At 45.2% G+C, this 22,482-nt stretch carries 19 protein-coding genes (1 of these 19 running past the window's edge); 2 read left to right on the plus strand and 17 right to left on the minus strand.

The features are described from left to right. The 17 genes from accA to rpsB form a co-directional block, all read right to left on the minus strand. Positions 1–891, minus strand: the 5' portion of a protein-coding gene (gene accA, locus ACPUEK_RS16430) for an acetyl-CoA carboxylase carboxyl transferase subunit alpha (protein WP_067216126.1). The gene continues 57 nt to the left of window position 1, outside the view; the window shows 891 of its 948 coding nt (coding positions 1–891); its start codon is at positions 889–891; the stop codon falls past the left edge of the window. A 112-nt stretch (positions 892–1,003) separates the two neighbouring features. Beyond that, positions 1,004–4,474 (minus strand): DNA polymerase III subunit alpha, encoded by a 3,471-nt coding sequence (gene dnaE, locus ACPUEK_RS16435; protein ID WP_425641496.1) that lies wholly within the window; start codon positions 4,472–4,474, stop codon positions 1,004–1,006. Positions 4,475–4,478: 4 nt separating this feature from the next. Next, positions 4,479–5,087 (minus strand): ribonuclease HII, encoded by a 609-nt coding sequence (rnhB, locus tag ACPUEK_RS16440; protein ID WP_425641497.1) that lies wholly within the window; start codon positions 5,085–5,087, stop codon positions 4,479–4,481. Beyond that, on the minus strand, positions 5,080–6,216 hold the full coding sequence (gene lpxB / locus ACPUEK_RS16445) for a lipid-A-disaccharide synthase (RefSeq protein WP_425641498.1): 1,137 nt from the start codon (positions 6,214–6,216) through the stop codon (positions 5,080–5,082). Before lpxB ends, rnhB begins: the two co-directional genes overlap by 8 nt. A 66-nt stretch (positions 6,217–6,282) precedes the next feature. Next, complete coding sequence (gene lpxA, locus ACPUEK_RS16450; protein WP_170756297.1) at positions 6,283–7,059, minus strand: acyl-ACP--UDP-N-acetylglucosamine O-acyltransferase; 777 nt, start codon at positions 7,057–7,059, stop codon at positions 6,283–6,285. After that, positions 7,060–7,497 carry a 3-hydroxyacyl-ACP dehydratase FabZ gene (gene fabZ / locus ACPUEK_RS16455; RefSeq protein WP_067031502.1) on the minus strand — a complete coding sequence of 146 codons (438 nt, stop codon included), beginning with the start codon at positions 7,495–7,497 and terminating at the stop codon, positions 7,060–7,062. A 7-nt stretch (positions 7,498–7,504) separates the two neighbouring features. Next, positions 7,505–8,539, minus strand: a complete 1,035-nt coding sequence (lpxD, locus tag ACPUEK_RS16460; RefSeq protein WP_067031505.1) for a UDP-3-O-(3-hydroxymyristoyl)glucosamine N-acyltransferase — start codon at positions 8,537–8,539, stop codon at positions 7,505–7,507. Positions 8,540–8,542: 3 nt separating this feature from the next. Beyond that, entirely contained in the window at positions 8,543–9,037 is a 495-nt protein-coding gene (locus ACPUEK_RS16465) for an OmpH family outer membrane protein (RefSeq protein WP_425641499.1), read from the minus strand. 18 nt (positions 9,038–9,055) lie between these two features. Continuing rightward, positions 9,056–11,365 carry an outer membrane protein assembly factor BamA gene (bamA, locus tag ACPUEK_RS16470; protein ID WP_231872547.1) on the minus strand — a complete coding sequence of 770 codons (2,310 nt, stop codon included), beginning with the start codon at positions 11,363–11,365 and terminating at the stop codon, positions 9,056–9,058. 10 nt (positions 11,366–11,375) lie between these two features. Beyond that, a complete protein-coding gene (rseP, locus tag ACPUEK_RS16475) occupies positions 11,376–12,722 on the minus strand; it encodes an RIP metalloprotease RseP (RefSeq protein ID WP_067216138.1) in 1,347 nt (448 codons plus the stop codon). Between the two features lies 1 nt (position 12,723). Next, positions 12,724–13,893 carry a 1-deoxy-D-xylulose-5-phosphate reductoisomerase gene (ispC, locus tag ACPUEK_RS16480; protein ID WP_417505580.1) on the minus strand — a complete coding sequence of 390 codons (1,170 nt, stop codon included), beginning with the start codon at positions 13,891–13,893 and terminating at the stop codon, positions 12,724–12,726. Further along, entirely contained in the window at positions 13,893–14,687 is a 795-nt protein-coding gene (locus ACPUEK_RS16485) for a phosphatidate cytidylyltransferase (protein ID WP_067216145.1), read from the minus strand. Before ACPUEK_RS16485 ends, ispC begins: the two co-directional genes overlap by 1 nt. 5 nt (positions 14,688–14,692) lie before the next feature. After that, complete coding sequence (gene uppS / locus ACPUEK_RS16490) at positions 14,693–15,421, minus strand: polyprenyl diphosphate synthase (RefSeq protein ID WP_139084474.1); 729 nt, start codon at positions 15,419–15,421, stop codon at positions 14,693–14,695. Positions 15,422–15,471: 50 nt separating this feature from the next. Further along, positions 15,472–16,029, minus strand: coding sequence for a ribosome recycling factor (gene frr, locus ACPUEK_RS16495; RefSeq protein WP_425641500.1), 558 nt, complete (start codon positions 16,027–16,029; stop codon positions 15,472–15,474). Between the two features lie 7 nt (positions 16,030–16,036). Further along, positions 16,037–16,759, minus strand: coding sequence for a UMP kinase (gene pyrH / locus ACPUEK_RS16500; protein ID WP_067031526.1), 723 nt, complete (start codon positions 16,757–16,759; stop codon positions 16,037–16,039). A 121-nt stretch (positions 16,760–16,880) separates the two neighbouring features. Beyond that, positions 16,881–17,741, minus strand: coding sequence for a translation elongation factor Ts (tsf, locus tag ACPUEK_RS16505; protein ID WP_067031529.1), 861 nt, complete (start codon positions 17,739–17,741; stop codon positions 16,881–16,883). Positions 17,742–17,831: 90 nt separating this feature from the next. Next, the gene (gene rpsB, locus ACPUEK_RS16510; protein WP_067031531.1) at positions 17,832–18,566 is read right to left on the minus strand and encodes a 30S ribosomal protein S2; all 735 of its coding nucleotides are present in this window, start codon (positions 18,564–18,566) and stop codon (positions 17,832–17,834) included. A 324-nt stretch (positions 18,567–18,890) separates the two neighbouring features. Here rpsB and map point away from each other — a divergent pair, with 324 nt between their 5' ends. Both map and glnD read left to right on the plus strand, forming a co-directional pair. Continuing rightward, positions 18,891–19,742: a type I methionyl aminopeptidase gene (gene map, locus ACPUEK_RS16515; RefSeq protein ID WP_082866097.1), complete on the plus strand. Its 852-nt coding sequence runs from the start codon at positions 18,891–18,893 to the stop codon at positions 19,740–19,742. Positions 19,743–19,779: 37 nt separating this feature from the next. After that, the gene (gene glnD, locus ACPUEK_RS16520; RefSeq protein WP_425641501.1) at positions 19,780–22,479 is read left to right on the plus strand and encodes a [protein-PII] uridylyltransferase; all 2,700 of its coding nucleotides are present in this window, start codon (positions 19,780–19,782) and stop codon (positions 22,477–22,479) included. Positions 22,480–22,482 lie beyond the last annotated feature (3 nt).

Consider the following 22,482-nt stretch of genomic DNA (forward strand, 5'->3'; position numbering starts at 1 on the left):
AAGCGCTTCTAGCTTATCTAATACTTCAAGTACTTTTGTTTTATAACGCTCAGCCATCAAAGCAGGGTCTGTATGCGCTCCACCTAGTGGCTCTTCTAGAATTGTATCAACAAAGCCCAACTCTTGAAGACGGTCTGCAGTAATACCCATTGCTTTTGCTGCGTCTGATGCACGCTCCGCACTCTTCCATAGAATTGAAGCACAACCTTCTGGAGAGATAACAGAGTAAGTACCATATTGAAGCATCATTAACTCATCACACACACCAATAGCCAATGCCCCACCAGAACCACCTTCACCAATAACGGTCGAAATGATTGGTGTTTTTAATCGTGACATGACAGCAAGGTTGAAAGCAATCGCTTCACTTTGACCACGCTCTTCAGCGCCAATCCCTGGGTAGGCTCCAGGAGTATCAATCAAAGTCACGATTGGCATATTGAAACGCTCAGCGGTTTCCATTAAGCGCAAAGCTTTACGGTAGCCTTCTGGACGCGGCATGCCGAAGTTACGCATGACTTTTTCTTTGACTTCACGACCTTTTTGGTGACCTATCACCATGATTGGTCGACCTTCAAGACGAGCAATACCACCGACAATTGCACGATCGTCAGCGTAATGACGGTCACCATGCATTTCTTCAAAGTCAGTAAAGACGTTTTGAATGTAGTCTAATGTGTAAGGACGCTTAGGGTGACGAGCAAGTTGAGAAACCTCCCAAGCACCTAAATTACTGAATAGGCTCTGTGTTAGAGTAATCTTCTTGTCTTCTAATCGGCTGATCTCTTCACTGATGTTAAGATCATTATCGTTACCAACTAGTCGTAACTCTTCAATTTTTTGTTCGAGCTCAGCAATTGGCTGCTCAAAAGGTAAGTAATCTAGATTCATTTTTTACACGCTGCTATTTAGTTGCCTAATATTCTACAGAAAGTTCTAGCTTCGAACATCCTATCGCGCCGCTCCATTGGCGTTACGCGAGTGAAAGAATGATAAAATGGCGCTAAGTATACACTAACTGCACATTTTGTTTACCGTATTGTTTTTGAAGTTCATGAATTAATTCATCATCAGGACGAATTTTCCACTGCGATCCAAGCTTCACATCACCTGCCGCCTTACTGGTTTCAAACCCTATCACTACATCGCAGCCATCGCCACGGTATGGGGCAATATGGCGCGCCAACGCTTCAATTTTTTGTTTGGTAACGTCTTCTTCAAGCCAATCGATACGTAATGCTTCAACATAACGTATCCGCGCTGTTGCCATGTCCAACACATTCCGCGCCGCCACTTTTTGGCCACCACGAAATTCATCAAAACTGATTTCACCTTCCACTACAACCACTTGATCCGGGACCAAGTATTGTTTAACGCTTTCAAATGTATCAGGAAATACGGCAACTTCAATTCGGGCTGAGCGATCATCTAGGGTGATAAACGCAATATTGCCTCCGCGTTTACTCTTGGTAATCCGCATTTCCACAATAAGCCCCGCAATCACTTGCGTTTCTCGTTTGGGCTGCAAATCTACTATGCGCTGACGTGCGAATCGACGTATTTCACTTTCATAATCGTCTATCGGATGCCCCGTCACATACAGGCCTAGCGTATCCTTTTCTCCATCTAAACGTCTACGACCATGCCATTCTTCTTGCACACCAATATCGTCATACGCATTCTCGGTTGACTCCTCAACAGCAATACCAAACAAATCACCCATACCAGCATCTTGGCTTTTAGCGCTTTGATCGGCACGCTTTAACGCCTCAGGAATACTCTCAAATAAAGTAGCGCGATTTGGTCCAATCGTATCAAATGCACCGGATCGAACTAATGCCTCCATGACACGACGATTAACACGTCGCCCTACTCGCTGACAGAAATCAAAAATATGCTCAAAGGGACCGTCTTTACGTGCCTCAACAATGGCCTCGATAGGCCCTTCGCCGACGCCTTTAATCGCTCCAAGTCCGTAAACGATGACACCTTTACGGTTTACCGCAAATTTATAAACTGATTCATTCACATTCGGTAAGTCGACCACTAACTTCATGGCACGACATTCTTCCACGAAGATAACGATTTTATCGGTATTTTGCATATCGGCAGACAGTACTGCCGCCATAAAGGGCGCAGGGTAATGTTGCTTCAACCACGCAGTTTGATATGACACTAAGGCATAAGCTGCCGAGTGCGATTTGTTAAAACCGTAGCCCGCAAATTTCTCCATTAAGTCGAAGATGTTGCCGGCAAGGTCTTTATCGATGTTATTCTTCGCCGCACCTTCCATGAAGATTAAGCGCTGTTCTTGCATGACTTCCGCTTTCTTCTTACCCATCGCTCGACGCAGTAAGTCTGCACCACCAAGCGAGAATTTTGCCAGAACTTGGGCAATCTGCATTACCTGCTCTTGGTACAAGATAATTCCGTAGGTAGGCTCAAGGACAGGTTTTAGGTCTTGATGCTGATAATCAGGATGCGGGAAAGCAAGTTCGGAACGACCATGCTTACGATTAATAAAGTCGTCTACCATGCCCGAACCTAACGGTCCAGGTCGATAAAGGGCTACCAAGGCGATAATATCTTCAAAGCGAGAGGGTAACAGTTTCTTAATGAGCTCTTTCATACCACGAGATTCCAGCTGAAATACCGCGGTTGTTTCAGCTCGCTGCAATAAGTCGTAGGTCGCTTTATCTTCTAAATCAATTAAGGCAATGTCTAAAGGCGGCTTGCCTTGACGCTCATGGATCTCATTGATGCTTTCTAGTGCCCAATCCACGACGGTTAGTGTTTTCAAGCCTAAGAAGTCAAATTTCACCAAGCCGGCTTCTTCTACATCGTTTTTATCGTATTGCGTTACTAAGCCAGTTCCATCCTCTTCACAGTAAAGCGGAGCAAAGTCAGTCAACTTAGTGGGCGCAATGACAACACCACCGGCATGTTTACCAAAGTTACGTACAGTACCTTCAAGCTTAAACGCCATTTCCATGACTTCGGCGGCTTCTTCATCACCTTCGATAAACTCAACCAATGCGGGTTCATCTTCCAACGCTTTTTTCAGTGTCATGCCGATTTCAAACGGAATCAGCTTGGACAGCTTATCACCCAAACTGTACGACTTTCCCTGAACACGAGCCACATCTCGCACTACCGCCTTCGCCGCCATCTGACCAAATGTAATGATCTGAGAGACGGCATTACGGCCATAACGCTGGGCCACATAATCAATCACTCGATCGCGATTATCCATACAGAAGTCGATGTCAAAATCCGGCATAGACACACGCTCAGGATTCAAGAATCGTTCGAATAGCAGATCGTATTCAAGTGGATCCAAATCGGTAATTTTAAGAACATATGCAACAAGAGAACCCGCACCAGAACCACGCCCAGGCCCCACCGGAATATCGTTATCTTTAGACCATTGAATGAAGTCCATTACGATCAGGAAGTAACCAGGAAACCCCATCTGATTGATAATATCGAGCTCAAAATTAAGGCGATCTATGTACTCTTGCTTACGCGCTAAAATCCGATCGCCGCCTTTTTTCACCAGTAATTCGAAGCGATCTTTTAAACCATTATGAGACAGCTCACGGAAATATTCTTCCATGGTCATCCCCTCTGGCACAGGAAAATCTGGTAAGAAATAAGTTCCTAACAGCACATCAACGTTACAACGTTTAGCAATCTCAACTGTATTTTCAAGCGCTTCTGGAAGATCGGAAAAAAGAGCCTCCATCTCTGATGCAGTTTTAAAGTACTGTTCTTCAGAGTATTTACGTTTTCGACGCGGATCATCAAGTGTTATACCATCACAAATACTGACACGCGCTTCATGCGCTTCAAAATCTTCTCGCCTTAGAAAGCGTACATCGTTGGTTGCCACAACAGGGCAATCAAACTGAGCAGCCAATGGCACGATCTGATGAATATAATCTTCTTCTCCTGGGCGCAGCGTACGAACCACTTCGGCATAATAACGCCCTGGAAAAGTATCCATCCAACGCTTCAAGTACACTTCAGCTTCATCCGCTCGGCCTTTTGCAAGCAAGAAACCTACATCACCAAAAACACCACCGGATAAAGCAATCACATCCTCTCGATGCTCGGCCACCCATTCGCGCTTAATTACTGGTCGACCGTCCACTTGTCCAAGCTGATAACCTTTTGAAATCACCTCAATGATGTTCTTATAGCCTTTGTTCGACATGGCCAACAGCGTCATTCGCGTTCGCTGCTCAATTTCATCATTCGCTTCAAGCATAATGTCTGCGCCACAGATCGGCTTTATACCTTTCCCCATCGCACCACTATAAAAACGAATAAACCCACAAAGGTTATTTTCATCCGTCATAGCAACCGCAGGCATTTCATTTGCTTCTGCTTGATTCACCAACCCTTTAACTTTAACAAGCCCATCAACAAGGGAAAATTCGGTGTGTACTCTGAGGTGAATAAACGACGACATACAATTAACCTTCTAAGATTCTTTTGACCGGACCAAAACTACGGCGATGCAATTCACACACACCGTACTCTTTAATCGCAGCAAGATGTACCGCTGTTGGATAACCTTTATGCTTAGCAAACCCATAGTTTGGGTACTGATTATCTAACGCAACAATTTCACGATCACGCGTCACTTTTGCCAAAATCGACGCCGCCGCAATGGCCGCGTGTCGCGCATCCCCCTTTATGACGGCCTCAGCAGAACAGGACAACTCTGGCGGGATACGATTACCATCGATCAAAGCATGCTCAGCTTGGACAGGTAACGCTTCGATGGCACGTTTCATCGCTAACATGCTGGCATGTAGGATATTAATATCATCAATTTCAGCAACACTTGCACGCGCAATACTGAAAGACAGCGCTTTATCACAAATTTCTGAAAATAAGGCTTCGCGTTTTTTCTCTGACAGTTTTTTGGAATCGTTCAAACCAACAATAGGATTATCGGGGTCAAGAATAACAGCTGCTGCAACCACATCTCCGGCTAATGGACCACGTCCCGCTTCATCAGCACCAGCCAGTAATATACCTTGATAAACTGCACTCTCAAACGGCTCGACATTAAGCATTACGAAGTTCCTTTGCGATCGCTCTTGCTGCTGCATCGCCCGCATTCTTACGTAGCATTTCGTGCAACGCTAAAAACGTGCTTTGTATCTGCTGGTCTGAAGTAAAGTCTTTCCACTCTCCTACTAATGCGTTCGCTAGTTTTACAGGCGTTGCCTCATCTTGCAATAACTCAGGCACGAGTCGCTTACGTGCCAATAAATTTGGCAATGACACATAAGGTACTTTGATCATGCGCTTCATAATTGCGTAAGTCAGTTTTGTAAAGCGATAAGCCACGACCATGGGACGCTTCACCAGCATCGCTTCTAAAGCAGCAGTGCCAGATGCCAACATAATCGCTTCGCCTGCCGCCATAACATCGCGAGACTGACCATCGACAACAACGGCACTAACGCCAACCTCTTTAAGAATATGCTCTATTTGCTGACGCCTTTCCTCATTCGCGGCAGGAATGACAAATTTAGCGCTGTCGACTTGCTGTTGAATAACTTTCATTGCCTCGGCAAACACAGGCATTAAACGGCTAACTTCCCCACCACGAGAGCCGGGCAGGATAGCAAACCAGTTGTCAGATAACGATAAACCTAATCGAGCACGAGCTTCTAACTTATCACTCTCCAGAGGCACCTCATCCGCCAATGTATGCCCAACACAAACCGCCGGAATCTGGTGCTGTTGATAAATTTCTAGTTCAAACGGAAACAGCGTGAGCATTAAATCAACAGATTCTTTGATTTTGAAAATGCGCTTCTGACGCCATGCCCATACGGAGGGGCTGACGTAATGAATCGTCTTAACACCTTGTAATCGAAGTTTGCGCGCCAGTGGCAAATTAAAATCAGGCGAATCTATGCCTATAAAAGCCGATACATCTTCTTCAAGACAATGGTTAAAAACCGCTTTACGAATGCCTAATAACTCTCTTAAGCGACCCAATACTTCAACCAAGCCCATGACAGACAATCGCTCCATCGGGAATAAACTATTGAAGCCTTGTGCAATCATCAGCGGACCACCAATACCTTCAAACACAGCATCCGGGAACCGTAGTTTTAAATGCTTAATTAGGTTAGCACCTAGAATGTCTCCAGAGGCTTCACCTGCAACAATGACAAATCGCTTTTGCATAATAATCATTAACCTTCATAAAAAAACCCCGAATGAGTCGGGGTTTCTTTTCAATCAGCCAAACACTTAACGGACTATGCCACGTTTAGACTGACGTATAGAGAGCACAAAGTCAGCCACTTCTCGTACATTGAAAATATCGTTCGCTTCAATGTGGCTCAATGCTTGTTCCAATGGCATTTTTTTCAAATACACCATTTTGTAAGCAGAGCGAAGTGCCCTGATCGCCTCAGCAGACATACCACGACGACGCATACCTTCGAAATTCATACCATGTGCTTTCGCAGGATCACCCGACACCATCATATAGCGAGGGACATCTTTAGTTACCATGGACCCCATACCACACATACTGTACGAATTCACTTGGCAAAACTGATGCACACCGGTATAGCCACCTAAGATAACAGAGTCACCTACTTTTACGTGCCCCGCTAAAGCAGCATAATTAGCAAGGATGTTGTTATCGCCAACAATGCAGTCATGTCCTACATGCGTACTGGCCATAAACAAATTCCCATCACCAATCTGCGTAATCCCTTGATCTTGAATTGTGCCACGATGAATTGTCGCATTTTCTCGAATCACATTACGATCACCAATGATCAATCGAGTTGGCTCACCTTTATACTTTTTATCCTGGTTTACTTCTCCAACGGAAGTAAACTGAAAAATCTCATTCTGTTGGCCAATCGTCGTATGACCATTCACAACAACATGAGATTTCAACACTGTACCTGCACCGATCTGTACGTCGGGTCCGACAATACAGAAAGGGCCGATTTCAACATCACTGTCTAGTTCAGCTTTTGGGTCAACTATCGCAGTTGGATGTATCAACACTTATAGCTTCCTGTCAGCACATAGAATGGTAGAAGAACACACTAGCCCACCGTCAACTGTCGCTTTGACTTCGAATTTCCAAATACCACGACGTTCTGTCAAAATTTTCGCTTCTAACTGAAGACGATCCCCTGGTACTACTGGACGTTTAAAACGAGTATTATCAGCACCAACGAAGTAGTAAATAGAACCATCTTCAGGTGTTTTATCCATGGTTTTAAAGCCAAGGATACCAGCTGCTTGTGCCATTGCCTCAATAATCAACACACCAGGCATTACTGGATGATCTGGGAAATGCCCGTTAAAAAACGGTTCGTTTACCGTCACATTCTTGTACGCAACAATTGATTCCCCGGGAGTTATCTCTACTACTCGATCTACCAACAAAAACGGGTAGCGGTGGGGTAAGTAACGGCGAATTTCATTCACATCCATCATTTATGCATTAACCTTTTGTTAAAAGCGTATTAACTTGTTTTTCCAATTTTGAAATTTGGGCAGCCATGCTCTCTATTCGGCGTAAACGAGCCGCCGATTTTCGCCATTTTGGTGTCGAGTCTAAAGCTGTTCCAGAAGAGTATGAACCAGGCGTATCAATTGAACGAGTCACCAAACTCATCGCAGTAACATGAACATTATCCACTAATGTAATATGCCCAGCTAACCCTGCCCCTCCTGCAATTGTGCAGTTTTCACCGATAATGGTACTGCCTGCAACGCCCACACAACCCGCAATCGCGCTATTATCACCGATTACGACGTTATGAGCAATTTGAACAAGGTTATCAATCTTAACTCCGTTGCCTATAACGGTATTTTCTATAGCGCCGCAATCTACTGTAGTATTCGCACCAATTTCAACATCATCGCCAATTATGACACCGCCAAGCTGATGTATTTTGTTCCACTGACCGTCGTGAGGAGCAAAACCAAAACCATCAGCACCGATAATTGAGCCGCTATGAAGAATACAACGCTCGCCAATCTCAACATGATCATAGATTGTCACATTGCCAGCCAAACGTGAGTCGCCTCCTAAGCATACGTGCTCACCAACCACTGAGCCGGGACCTAAATAGCAATTAGCTCCAATGACAGAATAAGCGCCCACCGTAACATTAGGACCAATCAATGCCGTGCTCGAAACCCTAGCGGTTTCATGTATCACAGCCGTCGGATGTATTCGGTTTGCCCAACCTTCCTCCTGATGCTTAAACAGCACCGTTACTTGGGCATAAGCAAGATATGGATTACGAACAACAATAGCATTACGAACATTTTCTGCGTCGGTAGGATTACGCAATAACACCGCTCCGGCATTGCATAGGGTCAGCTTGCTGGCAAACTTGGGGTTCGACAAAAAACTCAACTGCTCTGCACCCGCATGATCTAAAGACCCCAACGAGGATATTGGGTACTCAGGATCACCAAATAGCTCGCCGCCAACGTGGGCGGCGATTTCAGAAAGGGTGTACCCCATCCATTATTTCTCTTTATTAAGTTTATCGATCAACTCTGCTGTGATATCAACAGACTCATTCGTATAAATGGCAGCTTGACGCGAAATCACAGCATCTATATTACGCTCTTCAATGATCTCTTTAAGCGCAGCCTCTCCTCGAGGTGTTAGATCTTGAATCAAACGCTGCTCCATTTGCTGAGCTTGCTGCTGCATAGCAGACACCATTTGACGCAGCTGAGCTTGCTTCTGATTTACTTCTGATCGACGCTTTGCCACTTCTTCCGAAGACAGAGTAAGCTCATCACGCTTCAATGACTCAACCATATCTTTTAATGTACGGTTTTCTTGCTCTAATCGCGCTTTCATTTGATCTACTTGTTGACGCGGCGCTTGAGCGGCTTGCTGACCCGCATCACTTTGAAGCAACGCTGCACGAAAGTCCAAAACCGCAACCTCCGACGCCATAGTTTGCACACTTAGCAATGTCAATAGCGCGATACTCAATAGTCTTTTCATGTTAAATCCTTAACTTTATTAGAAGGTGGTGCCTAGCTGAAACTGGAACGCATCCGTCTCATCGCCTTCTTTGTCATTCAACGTTTTCGCAATGTTAAACGACAGCGGTGCGATAGGTGTAATCCATGTCCAGTTGAAACCGACACTGTAACGGATCTCACCAGCGTCAAACCCTTCTTCACAACTTGTACTGCCAGAGAAACAGTTATCGGTAAATACGTTACCCGCATCCAAGAAAATAGAGGTACGTACTGAACTGTGATCTTCAACCATAGGCATAGGGAAGATAATCTCTGCCGTCGCTGCAACCAGCATGTTACCGCCAATTGAATCGGTTTCAGTATTGTCATTGTAGGTGTTCTTAGGCCCCAATGATGATGCACTAAAACCACGTACGGTATAAACACCGCCAGCATAATAGTTTTCAAAGAATGGTAAACGATCAGTATCACCGTAGCCAAAACCATAACCTGCGCGCCCTTTCAAATGAAAGAGCCATAAGTTATTTTCGCTTATATTCCAATAAGCTTGTGAAAGTGCACCAATTTTGGTGTAGGTTTGGTCACCCAGTGGGGTCGCTACATCTAATGTTACACGATGGCTCACACCACCTGTCGGCAAAAGACCGCCCACAATGTCATTATCACTCCAAACAACATTGGCAATCACATCATCAAACGAATCACCATATTGATTCAGGTAGTCCTGCGTCTCAAGCGACGGGTTCGCACCAAGGTCTACACCAGTGTTTTTAAGCGTCATACCGAAGCTTAAACGTTGCGTATCTGTAATTGGATAACCGAAATTAACCGATACACCAATCCGGTCTAGATCGTAATCCTCTACATCATCTTCGTCGTGATCGCTGACTTGATAAAATAAACTGTAGCCTCGACTTACACCATCAACCGTGAAATAAGGGTTGTCGTAAGACAGCGTGAGGTCTTTAGTCTGATTACTACGGCTCATGTTAAACGCTAACTTGTTACCCGTTCCTAAGAAGTTACGCTTAGAGATACCAAAACCGAGCACTGCACCTTCTGATTGAGAGTAGCCAACACTCGCTTGAATACTGCCAGATGGTTGTTCTTCAACGGACACATCGAGGTCAACCTGATCAACCGTACCCGGAACAGGGCGAGTCTTCAGATCAACGGTTGAGAAAAAGCCCAAACGTTCAATAGCACGCTTTGACGATTGAATTTTAGAGTGGGTTGCAAGGGCGCCTTCAAACTGCGTCATTTCTCGGCGAAGCACTTCATCCTTAGTCTCTGAGTTGCCACTGAAATTAATGCGACGAACATAGACTTGAGGACCTGGCGCAATATGATAAGTAATATCTACTTTGTGGCCAGGCAGTTTATTAGGAATAATGTTCACATTGGTAAATAAATAACCATCATCACCTAACTCACCGGAAACATTTTCCATAATCTCAGTCACTTGCTTACGCGAGAACACGTCACCAGTCTTTTGATTAATATGCTTCCAAATGCGATCTTCACTGATCGGTAAAGAGCCGCTTAAAGCCACCTCATTGATAGAGTACGACTCACCCTCTTTAACATTGACCACCACATAAACTTCACGCTTATCTGCAGACAGACTGACTTGGCTAGAAATCAACTCGTAATCTAGGTAACCGCGGTCAAGATAAAAACTGCGCAATGTTTCAAGATCGCCTTGAATTTTTTGCTTTGAATATTCATCTGCCGAACTAAACGGATTGAAATAGCCTGTCTCAGCCGACTGAAAATTCTTGGTTAACTCGTCATCCGCAAAATCTTTGTTACCCACAATATTGATGTGGACAATCTTAGCCGTCACACCTTCTTCAATGTCGACTTTCAAAGACACTCGATTGCGTGGAAGTTCTTCAACTTCCATATTAACCTGAGCACTGTAGCGACCCAAAGCGTAGTACTGGCGCTGCAGTTCTTGTTGAATCTGATTTAAGGTTTCTGGCTTGTAAAGCTCACCTTCTTCAAGTCCAGACAGGCGTAATCCGCGCTGCAAGTCCTCAGTTGAAATCATATCGTTACCATCAATCTCTATTTGACCAATGGTAGGACGCTCTACAACTTTGAAGATAACAACATCATCTTCTTCAAATACATCAATGTCACTGAAGTACCCCGTTGCAAATAGATTATTAACAGCTTCATGGACTCTAGAAGAGTCATAGCCTTGGCCTTGTTGAAAGCCGATAGTCTCGAATGCGCGTGTTGGTGACATTTGCAACAAGCCGTCTACACGGACGTCTGCAACGGTCTTCGCATAACTTTGAGCGCTACAAATTGCTAATACTGTGGCTACAAAGACTTTCACATATACCTCTCTACAAGCGGGCAATATCATTAAATAAAGCTACGGCCATCATCGCGAACAACAATGATGCACCGAAACGGTAGGCAAACCCTTGAATACGCTCAGAAACAGGTTTGCGGCGCACGGCTTCTATCCCAAAAAACAGCAGATGCCCACCATCAAGCATAGGTATTGGTAACAAATTCAATACCCCTAGACTGACACTTAAATACGCTAAAAATTTTAAAAACGACTGCACGCCTGAATCAGCAGATGCACTCGCAACCTTGGCAATCGTAATCGGACCTGACAAATTATCAAGAGAGATTAAACCTTGAATCATTTTACCTATCGATGACACAGTCAATGCTGTCATTTTCCAAGTCTGCTGCACACCATAAACTGCTGCGCCCAAAAAGCCAAATTCACGTGTTCGAATGTCATCATCGGACAACACTGGCGGCTCAACAGCTAACCCAGCAAACCCCATCACCGTTCCATTTACTTCGCGGGCATCCGGAACTAATGACAGATCAATTTTCTGACCACTCCGATCCACCACTACATCAAGAGCAGTGTCAGGGCTCTTTTGAACCCAGCTAACGAAACTTTGCCAATCAGAAACCGGTTCCGCATTTATCGCTTTGACGGTATCGCCCTTGAGAAAACCTGCTTTCTCAGCAGCACCACCCGTCACAACCTCTGAAATGGTTGGTACAACCTGTGGCCGCCAAGGAACAACACCAAACTCTGAAATTAAATTACTTGGTTCTTCTCCAGCTAACCAGCGATTCAGCGTAAAACGCTCTTCACGCTCTAAGTTTGTATCTAAAAATTGGTAACGAACAGTATAGGTCCCAGTCCGTCCAATCAAGTCAGCTAACGCTAAATTTACATCTTCCCAAGAATGTGTAGCCACACCATTTAATTGCGTAATTTCAGCACCCGGCTCAATTTGAGTTTGCGACAAAGGAGAGTTTTCTGTCACGCTAGCCACTTTCGGAGCAATCGCTTGAATCCCCATGCCAGCAACCACAGCATAAATAGCAATTGCTAAAATAAAATTCGCAATAGGTCCCGCAGCCACGATAGCAATTCGCTGCCAAACAGTTTTACAGTTAAACGTTTGCCCCTTTAATGCTTCAGGAACATTCCCTTCTCGCTCATCCAACATGCGTACATAGCCACCAAGTGGAATCATGGCAAGTGTAAACTCTGTCCCACTGCGAGAAACATGGCGATAAATCGGTTTACCAAACCCTACCGAAAATCGCAACACTTTGACGCCACATAAACGAGCGATGTAATAGTGCCCGAATTCATGGAAAGTAATCAGTACACCAAGCGCTATAACAATGGATAAGATATTTTGTAGCATGTTATACAAACTCCGAAGCAATCAACTGGTTGGCCAGCACTCGTGCCTCATGATCGGCAATAAATACTGTTTCCAGATCATTGACCACTTTCGCATCAGACTGTTCCAATACCCGCTCATTTAAGCGAGCAATGTCCAAGAAAGATATTTTTTCTTTTAGAAACGCATCCACTGCAACTTCATTCGCCGCATTCAATATCGCCATTGCCGTTCCGCCAGCATACCAAGCATCACCTGCTAGCCTAAGATTTGGAAAACGCTGTAGGTCAGGTGCCTCAAAATTCAGTTGAGCTAAGCGATAAAAATCTAATGCTTCTACGCCAGTGTCAATACGTGCCGGCCACGTCATCCCATAAGCAATCGGTATTTTCATATCTGGATTTCCCATTTGAGCGATGACGGATCCATCTTTATAGGAGACCATTGAATGAATAATACTTTCAGGATGAACCACCACTTGCACATCCGCAGGCGTAACATCAAATAACCAACAAGCCTCAATCAACTCCAAGCCCTTATTCATCAGACTCGCAGAATCAACCGAAATCTTTTGACCCATAGACCAATTAGGATGCGCACAGGCCTGAGCAGGCGTAACAGACGCCATCTGTTTAGCGCTAAACGTTCTAAACGGTCCTCCTGACGCGGTCAACAAAATACTGGAAACATCTCGCTTACTGACACCAGCATCTGTTTGCGGCAAACACTGGAAAATAGCATTGTGCTCACTGTCAATTGGCATCAAGGTTACGTTGTAACGCGCTACCTCATCCATAAACAAACGACCAGCGGTCACCAGACTTTCTTTATTAGCAAGTAACACTCGCTTTCCTGCTCGAATCGCCGCTAACGTTGGGCGCAGCCCCGCAAACCCGATAATAGCGGCCATTACTTGGTCGCAACCATCGCTTGCAATACTCTCCATTGCTTCATGGCCCCACTCAAACTCCGTTGACAACCCCAAGCAACGTTGAGCCAACGCATCTCGTGCTTGCTCCGATCCCATTACCGCACGTTCGGGTTTGAACCGCTGACAAATTTCAGCCATTCGATCCACATTTGTATTCGCTGCGACACTCATCAATTGAAATTGCTCTGGATATTGAGCAATCACATCAAGCGTACTACTGCCAATGGAACCGGTCGCCCCCAGAAGGCAAATTTTCTGCATTAGACCCAACCTACAAGACAAAGAAGCAATACATAGATTGGCGCAGCAGATGTCAAACTGTCTACTCGGTCCATAACGCCACCATGCCCTGGAATCAGATGACTGGAATCTTTCAAGCTTTCATGACGCTTAAATAAACTTTCGGTCAAATCTCCTAACACAGAGGTTATTACGGTTACCAACGCAAGCATACTCAGAGCCAACCAATTCAAGTCGCTGTAAAAAACAAATACAGCCACTCCAATTTGTGTTAATACCATCCCACCAATAACGCCTTCCCAGGATTTTCCTGGTGATACCGCGGGCGCTAATTTACGCTTACCAAACGCCTTACCTGAAAAGTACGCTCCAGAATCCGCCCCCCAGATTAGCCCCATAAGTAGCAAAATCCACAGCACAAAATTACTGGACTCACGCAGCACAACCAGAGCACACCAAGTCGTTAGTAGAATCAACAAACCAAACACCATTCGAGCAAAGCGAGACTGCCACCCTCTTTCATCTGGATAACTAATCACCCAAAACAGTGCAATAAGCCAAAGTACTGGTGCCACCATTAACAGGAATCGCTGCAACTCGAACAGTGCAGCCCCATAACATAAAGTCACGACTAGACCTGCATAAGCGATGCGACCCTGCTGCCCTTCCAGACCAGACAATCTGGCCCACTCCCAGCCAGCCAGCAGCACGACGCCACCCATAGCAAATTGAAAGCTAGATGCCTCTAGAACAAACACCGCATATATAAATAGCAGCGCCATAACGATCGCGCTAAGAACTCTTGGTAAAAGCATAAAAACTACCGGCCACCGTAACGGCGTTGACGTTGTTGGTAAATAGACAAAGCTTCATTAAAGCATTCGCCATCAAAATCTGGCCAAAGTACTGGCATAAAAATAAATTCAGCGTACGCAAGTTGCCAAAGCAAAAAGTTACTCACTCGCTCTTCACCTGATGTACGGATAATAAGATCCAATTCTGGCAAACCTGCTAAGCACACATGCTGACCTAAACGCTCTTCTGTGATGTCATCGGGCAGTAATTCACCGGCCGCCACCTGCTGAGCCAACACTTGGGCTGCTTGAGCAATATCCCAACGGCCGCCATAGTTTGCTGCAATCGCAAGCACCATACCTTGATTAGTTGCGGTTGCCTCTTCCGCTAATGCGATCTGCTCTTGAAGACTTTTACTAAAGCCTGATTTATCCCCAACAACAACAAGTCGAATGGAGTGTTCATTCAAGCGCTTCGCCTCTTTTTTCAAAGAACGCATAAAGAGTGCCATCAAACCATCAATTTCAGCCTGTGGACGCCTCCAGTTTTCACTTGAAAAAGCAAATAAGGTCAACACTTTTACACCACTGCGCGCAGCAGATTCAACCGTTTTACGAACGGCTGCCGCACCTGCTCGGTGCCCTGCAATGCTTGGTAAGTGCTTTTTTTTCGCCCAGCGATTATTGCCATCCATAATAATGGCGACGTGAGCAGGAACTGATTGGCCATCAACGACCAACATTTGGTTCGACATAGAACTACCTAGTCAGAAAAAAGGCAAGCGCACAGCGCCTGCCTTCTTACTCAGATTTCCATTAGATCTTTTTCTTTAGCAGACAAACGCTCTTCAATTTGAGCAACATACTTGTCTGTTAATTTTTGAACTTGATCTTGACCACGACGCTCTTCGTCTTCAGAAATCTCTTTTTCTTTCACTAGGTCTTTTAGACTATTGTTCGCATCGCGGCGAATATTACGGATCGCAATACGACCGTTTTCGGCTTCAGACTTAGCTTGCTTGAAGTAGTTACCGCGAGTCTCTTCTGTTAAAGCTGGCAAAGGAATACGGATCAAACTACCTGTAGAAGATGGATTCAAACCTAAGTCAGACTTCATGATTGCCTTTTCAATTTCAGACACCATGTTACCTTCCCAAGGAGAAACTCCCAATGTACGAGCATCTTCAACTGTGATGTTCGCCACTTGGCTTAGAGGTGTTTCGCTTCCGTAGTAGTTCACTCTGACAGAATCTAAAAGGCTTGGGTGCGCGCGACCTGTGCGAATCTTTTTAAAGGAATTATCAACGGCAACGATTGCCTTGCCCATGCGCTCTTCCGCATCTTTTAAAATCTCGTTAATCATTATTTCCTCACTTAATAACGGTACCTTCGTCGCCACCGGTCATGACGTTAATCAGAGCCCCTGGCTTGTTCATATTAAATACTCGAACAGGCATTTGGTGATCACGCGTCAAGCAGATTGCTGTTAAATCCATGACACCTAACTGTTTTTCCAAAACCTCATCGAAAGTTAATGTATCATATTTCACTGCATTTTGATCCTTCATTGGATCAGCAGAATAGACACCATCAACTTTTGTTGCTTTGAGCACGACATCCGCATCAATCTCAATACCACGTAAACACGCAGCAGAGTCAGTTGTAAAGAATGGGTTACCGGTACCAGCAGAAAAAATAACGACATCACCATCTTTAAGGTGACGCATCGCACGACGACGATCGTACGGCTCGACAATGCCTGTCATCGTAATAGCAGACATCACACGCGTTGAAATATTGGCTCGCTCTAGCGCATCACGCATTGCAAGGGAGTTCATAACCGTTGCCAGCATCCCCATATGGTCGCCAGTCACTCGGTCCATCCCCGCCTGACTCAACGCCTGCCCCCGGAACAAGTTACCACCACCGATAACAATCCCTACCTCAACACCGATACCACGCAACTGGCCAATCTCTAGCGCAATCCGACTCAACACTTTAGGATCGATACCAAAGGTTTCATCGCCCTGTAGCGCTTCGCCACTTAATTTCAACAAAATGCGTTTGTATTTTGGATTCGTTTCTTTAGGCATTAGAACCTCCGGTAATGGTGAGAAGCCTGTATTGAGATCAGATAAGCTTAATCTCAATCAGTTATTCATAAAAAGGGGCAGTCAAGCTGCCCCTTAATTTGCACTGAAAACTTATTAGCGATTAGCCTTTAAGTTGTGCAGCAACCTCAGCTGCGAAGTCAGTCGCTTCAACTTCAATGCCTTCACCTACTTCTAGGCGAGCAAAAGAAGCAATCTTAGCACCAGCATCTTTCGCTAGCTGACCAACTTTAATTTCTGGGTTTTTAACAAATGCTTGCTCTTCTAGGCTATTTTCAGCCAAGAATTTTTTGATACGACCGCCGATCATTTTCTCAACGATCTCAGCTGGTTTACCAGCCATGTCTGGTTGAGCTCGAATGATTTCTTCTTCTTTTTCAAGAACTTCAGCAGGCATATCTTCGCCACGCACAACACGTGGAGAAACAGCTGTTGCGTGCATAGCAATATCTTTTGCTAGCTCGTCACTGCCGCCTTCTAGTTGAACTAGCGCAGCAATTTGACCATTGCTGTGTAGGTAACCAGAAACAACACCACCTTCTACAACCACTGCGCGGCGAGGAGTGATGTTTTCACCGATTTTCTGAACAAGCGCTTCGCGAGCTTCTAGCAATTCACCAGAGATCACAACTGCCATGTCCGTTTCTTTTGTAGCGAAAACAGCGTCAGCTACTTTGTTAGAGAAAGCTAGGAAACCTTCATCACGTGAAGCAAAGTCAGTTTCAGAGTTGATTTCAACCAACACACCGTAAGAGTTATCATCAGCAACTTTCATGATGATAGTACCTTCAGCTGCAGTACGACCAGCTTTTTTAGCTGCTTTCATACCACTAGACTTACGTAGTTCTTCGATTGCTACTTCAATATCACCACCAGCGGCTGTAAGTGCTTTTTTACACTCCATCATGCCAAGACCAGTACGTTCACGTAGCTCTTTTACCATTGCTGCAGATACTGCGGCCATGTTAACTCCCCTTGTACGATAACAATTTTAAAAAAGGGAGAGAGTCATCCCCTCTCCCTTGATCAGTAAGACCAGATAAGATCAGTAAAATTACGCTTCAGCGGCGTCGTTTACTTCAACAAACTCGTCAGCACTACCTGCTGCTGCCGCACGACCTTCTAGAGAAGCATCAGCGAAAGCAGAAACGTACAGCTGTACTGCACGGATAGCATCGTCGTTTGCAGGGATAACGTAATCAACACCATCTGGATCGCTGTTAGTATCAACGATACCGATAACAGGGATACCTAGCTTGTTAGCTTCTTTAATAGCAATACGCTCATGGTCAACGTCTACAACGAAAAGAACGTCAGGAAGACCACCCATATCCTTGATACCACCTAAAGAACGCTCTAGCTTCTCAAGTTCACGCGTACGTACAAGCGCTTCTTTTTTAGTCAGCTTCTCGAATGTACCGTCAGCTTGTTGACCTTCAAGGTCACGCAGGCGCTTGATAGAAGTACGGATTGTTTTGTAGTTCGTAAGCATACCACCTAACCAACGGTGATTAACGTACGGCATACTTGCGCGAGATGCTTGTTCTGCAATAGATTTAGCCGCTGCACGCTTAGTACCAACAAACAATACCTTGTTTTTGTTCTCAGCCATTTTCTTAACAAGCGCTAGCGCTTCGTTAAGAGCAGGAACAGTGTGCTCAAGGTTGATGATATGGATTTTGTTACGAGCACCAAAAATGAATGGCTTCATTTTTGGGTTCCAGTAACGAGTTTGGTGACCGAAGTGTGAACCAACCTGTAGCAGGTCGCGCATTGAAACTGTAGGCATTTTAATATCCTTTACGTTTGGGTTAGGTTAACTTGCTAGCCCTAACTTCTCAGCCTTTTGAAATTTAAAGCAATTTCAGGCACCCCAGAGACGCTATTTTTAATTAGACAGCAAGGTCGTTAAATTAATTAGTTTTAGCTTACCCCTTTTCAAAAGAAATAAGCCGGCGTTTTATACCATAAAAGCGCAACATTCAAAAGCAGATATTCGTCTGTTAGCGCACCTTTGTTCATGATTTTTTCTTAAGTCAGGGCGAATAACCGAGTTAAGTCATGTAGAATATCTTCATCCTTAAGACTAGCGAAGATTTAAGACAGTTTTATTATGAGCAACGAGATTCTGCAAACAGTAAAAGAGTTAACTAAAAACGGTCGTGTTGACGTACCTCAATGGACGCCGCGTCCGAGTGCAACACGCTTCAATGACATCAATGATATCGAAGGCATGCGTACAGCGGGTCGCTTAGCCGGTGAAGTACTAACCATGCTTGAACCATTTGTCATACCTGGTGTTACTACTGACGAGCTTGACATTATTGCGCACAACTACATTGTGTCAGAGCAAGGCGCCATTCCTGCGCCATTGAATTACCATGGCTTCCCTAAATCCTGCTGCACCTCTGTAAATGATGTGATTTGTCACGGCATTCCGAATGACAAGCCGTTAAAGAAAGGTGATGTACTCAACATCGATATCACCATTATTAAAGATGGCTACTACGGCGACACCAGCAAAATGTTTTTTGCAGGCCCTGCGCTAGCGCACGCTGAACGCCTATGCAACATCACTCAACAAAGCCTTTATTTAGCCATTAATATGGTCAAACCTGGCGTACGCTTAGGGGACATCGGTGCGGCAATTTCTGAATTTGCGCACAAGAACCACTATTCAGTCGTAGAAGAGTACTGCGGTCACGGCATTGGCACGACCTTCCACGGCGAACCTCAGGTGGCTCATTACGGTCGCTCTGGCACAGGTGTCGTTTTAGAAGAAGGCATGACCTTTACGATCGAACCGATGATTAACGCTGGCAAAAAACAAGTCAAACACTCTGGTCCCGATGGCTGGATTGCCAAAACCAAAGACGGTCGCTTATCAGCGCAGTATGAGCACACACTATTGGTGACAGCTGATGGTGTTGAAGTACTCACTTTACGCCCAGACGATACGCTTTAAGCCTTTCATCTAAGCAGTGCAACCAAAGAGGCCTTGTATGGACTTTCCAGCTTTTCCTGATGCCCCACCTTTGTTCAGCCAAGCCGAAAAGCATGAATTGGCATCCTCGAACACCAGTGCCAGACGGTTTCGAGAACTCTTAAATGAGAAAACAAAGGCGTATAATGACTTATTTCACGATTTATACCCTATCGAAAAGCTTGTCAAAGGCCTCTCAAGCCTCTACGACGAAGTAATGCAAGCCGCTTGGTTACGCGCTGGTTTAGACTCAGAGCAGGACGTTGCCATGGTCGCCGTTGGCGGCTATGGCCGTAGTGAGCTGCACCCCAACTCTGACATTGATTTATTGATTTTGTTGCGTGATGACAGCGAACCCAAAACAGAGAAAATTGAAGCATTTATCACTTTTCTTTGGGATCTAAAGCTTGATGTAGGGCACGCCGTTCGCACTGTCAGCGAATGCGCAGAATTAGCTGCCAGCGATATCACCGTTATCACTAACCTCATTGAATCGCGCACTCTGTATGGTTCCCCAGAACTACGAGCCAACCTAAAACTGAAGATCGATGTCAGCCAAATGTGGGATGGTGAAACATTTTATCGCGCCAAATTGGCCGAGCAAGAAGCCCGTCACGCTAAATACCAAAACACTGCTTACAACCTTGAGCCCAATCTAAAAGAATGCCCCGGTGGCCTTCGCGATATGCAGATGATCGATTGGGTTGCAAAACGCCATCTACACACAAATCGGCTCAGTGCACTGATCGATAAAGAGTTCTTATCTGACGATGAATACACCCAGCTCAAAGGCGCCGTCTCACACCTTTGGCGCATTCGTTGGGCACTGCACACGATTGTAGGTCGTAAAGAAGACCGTTTATTGTTTGATCATCAACGAACGCTTGCCAAAGAGTTTGGTTTTGACGACGAAGATCTTAAGCGCAATGTTGAGCGTTTTATGCAAGGTTACTACCAGAGCGTAGCAGCAATTCAGCAGCTCAATGATCTATTATTACAGCATTTCGAAGAGTCTTTTTTATGCTTTGAAGAAGAACCTGAAATCGAAGTCATCAACGAACGCTTCCAAGTCACTAATGGGCAATTGGAAATCTGTTCTACTGAGGTGTTTCAAGAAACGCCGTCAGCGATGCTGGAAATGTATAAGATCATGGGAGATCGAAGTGACATCAAAGGCATTCGAGCCAATACGATGCGCGCACTTCGAGACAACTTAGAAGCCGTTGACGAAGACTACCGCAACAACCCGATCAACACAGCTCTGTTTTTGGATATTATCGCCAGCCGTCATCGCATGACTACCGTCCTTCGTTCAATGAAACACATTGGATTGCTAGGGCGCTATTTACCTGAATTCGGTGCCATCATCGGTCAGATGCAGCACGACCTATTCCATATCTATACGGTGGATGCCCACACCTTACATTTGGTAGAAAACCTACGCCGATTCTTATTGCCTGAAAGTCGCGCCATATTTCCTATCTCTTCCCAAGCCATCCGTCACATTGCAAAAGTTGAGCTGCTCTACATTGCCGGTTTATATCATGACATCGGTAAAGGCCGTGGTGGAGACCACTCCGAACTTGGTTGTGTCGATGCACGTGAATTTTGCGAGCGCCATGGCCTGAATAAACACGAAACCAATTTGATCGAATGGCTAGTACGTCACCACCTACTCATGTCAGTAACCGCACAACGTAAAGACATATCTGATCCAGAGGTTATATGGGAATTTGCCAGCATCGTTAAAAACCAAGAGCGGTTGGATTATTTATTCCTATTAACGGTTGCGGACATTAACGCCACCAACCCAAGCATGTGGAACAGCTGGCGAGCTTCTTTAATGCGTCAGCTTTATTTGGAAACTAAGCGAGCATTACGTCGCGGCTTAGACTCGCCTATTGATGCCGACATGCAAAGTGACGAACACAAACAACGTGCACTGGAAATTTTAATTGAGCGTAACGCTGACATTATGGAGGCGGAGAATATCTGGGAAGACATCGAGGAAGAATACTTCATTCGCTCAAGCGGTGAAGAGATTGCATGGAATACAGAAGCCATCCTCAACCATCGTCCTAGCACCAAGCCGCTAGTTGAAATCAGTCCTCTTGGCGGTCGTAACTTCTCCGGCGCTAGCAAAGTATTTATCTACACACCGAATGCCAGCCACCTATTCGCAGTCACAGCGGCGCTGTTTGAGCAAATGGGGCTGACCATTCTTGATGCGAAAATTAACAGTACGTCCTACAACTATACACTTGACACCTTTGTAGTAATGGAAAGCGCAGAAAATTGCGACACAGATCTCCATTTAGACCACAGCCGCATTGAATTAATGAAAAAAACCCTTATTGAGCAACTCGACTCTCCTTCTCTATATGAGAGTGTTGTTAAGCGCTTTACTCCGCGCCATTTGAAAATATTCAATGCGCCTTCTACTGTGCATTTCGTGAGCCAGCCTGAAGAGGTTTGGTCGGCAGTAGAAGTCACCGCCCCTGACCGACCTGGCCTGCTGGCTTTAATCGGTCAGTTCTTTATGGAACACAACTTAATGCTACACAAAGCCAAAGTTGCCACTCTGGGGGAGCGCGTAGAAGATACCTTCTATATCACCGAAGAAAATGGCGATTTGATTACTGGCAGTGCACGCATGAAACACATCTGTGACGCCCTAAAACACAGCATAGACCGTTTTTCACAAGCTACGGAACAATAAACG

The organism is Marinomonas gallaica, from assembly GCF_049821165.1.
In the GTDB taxonomy this organism is placed as follows: domain Bacteria; phylum Pseudomonadota; class Gammaproteobacteria; order Pseudomonadales; family Marinomonadaceae; genus Marinomonas; species Marinomonas gallaica.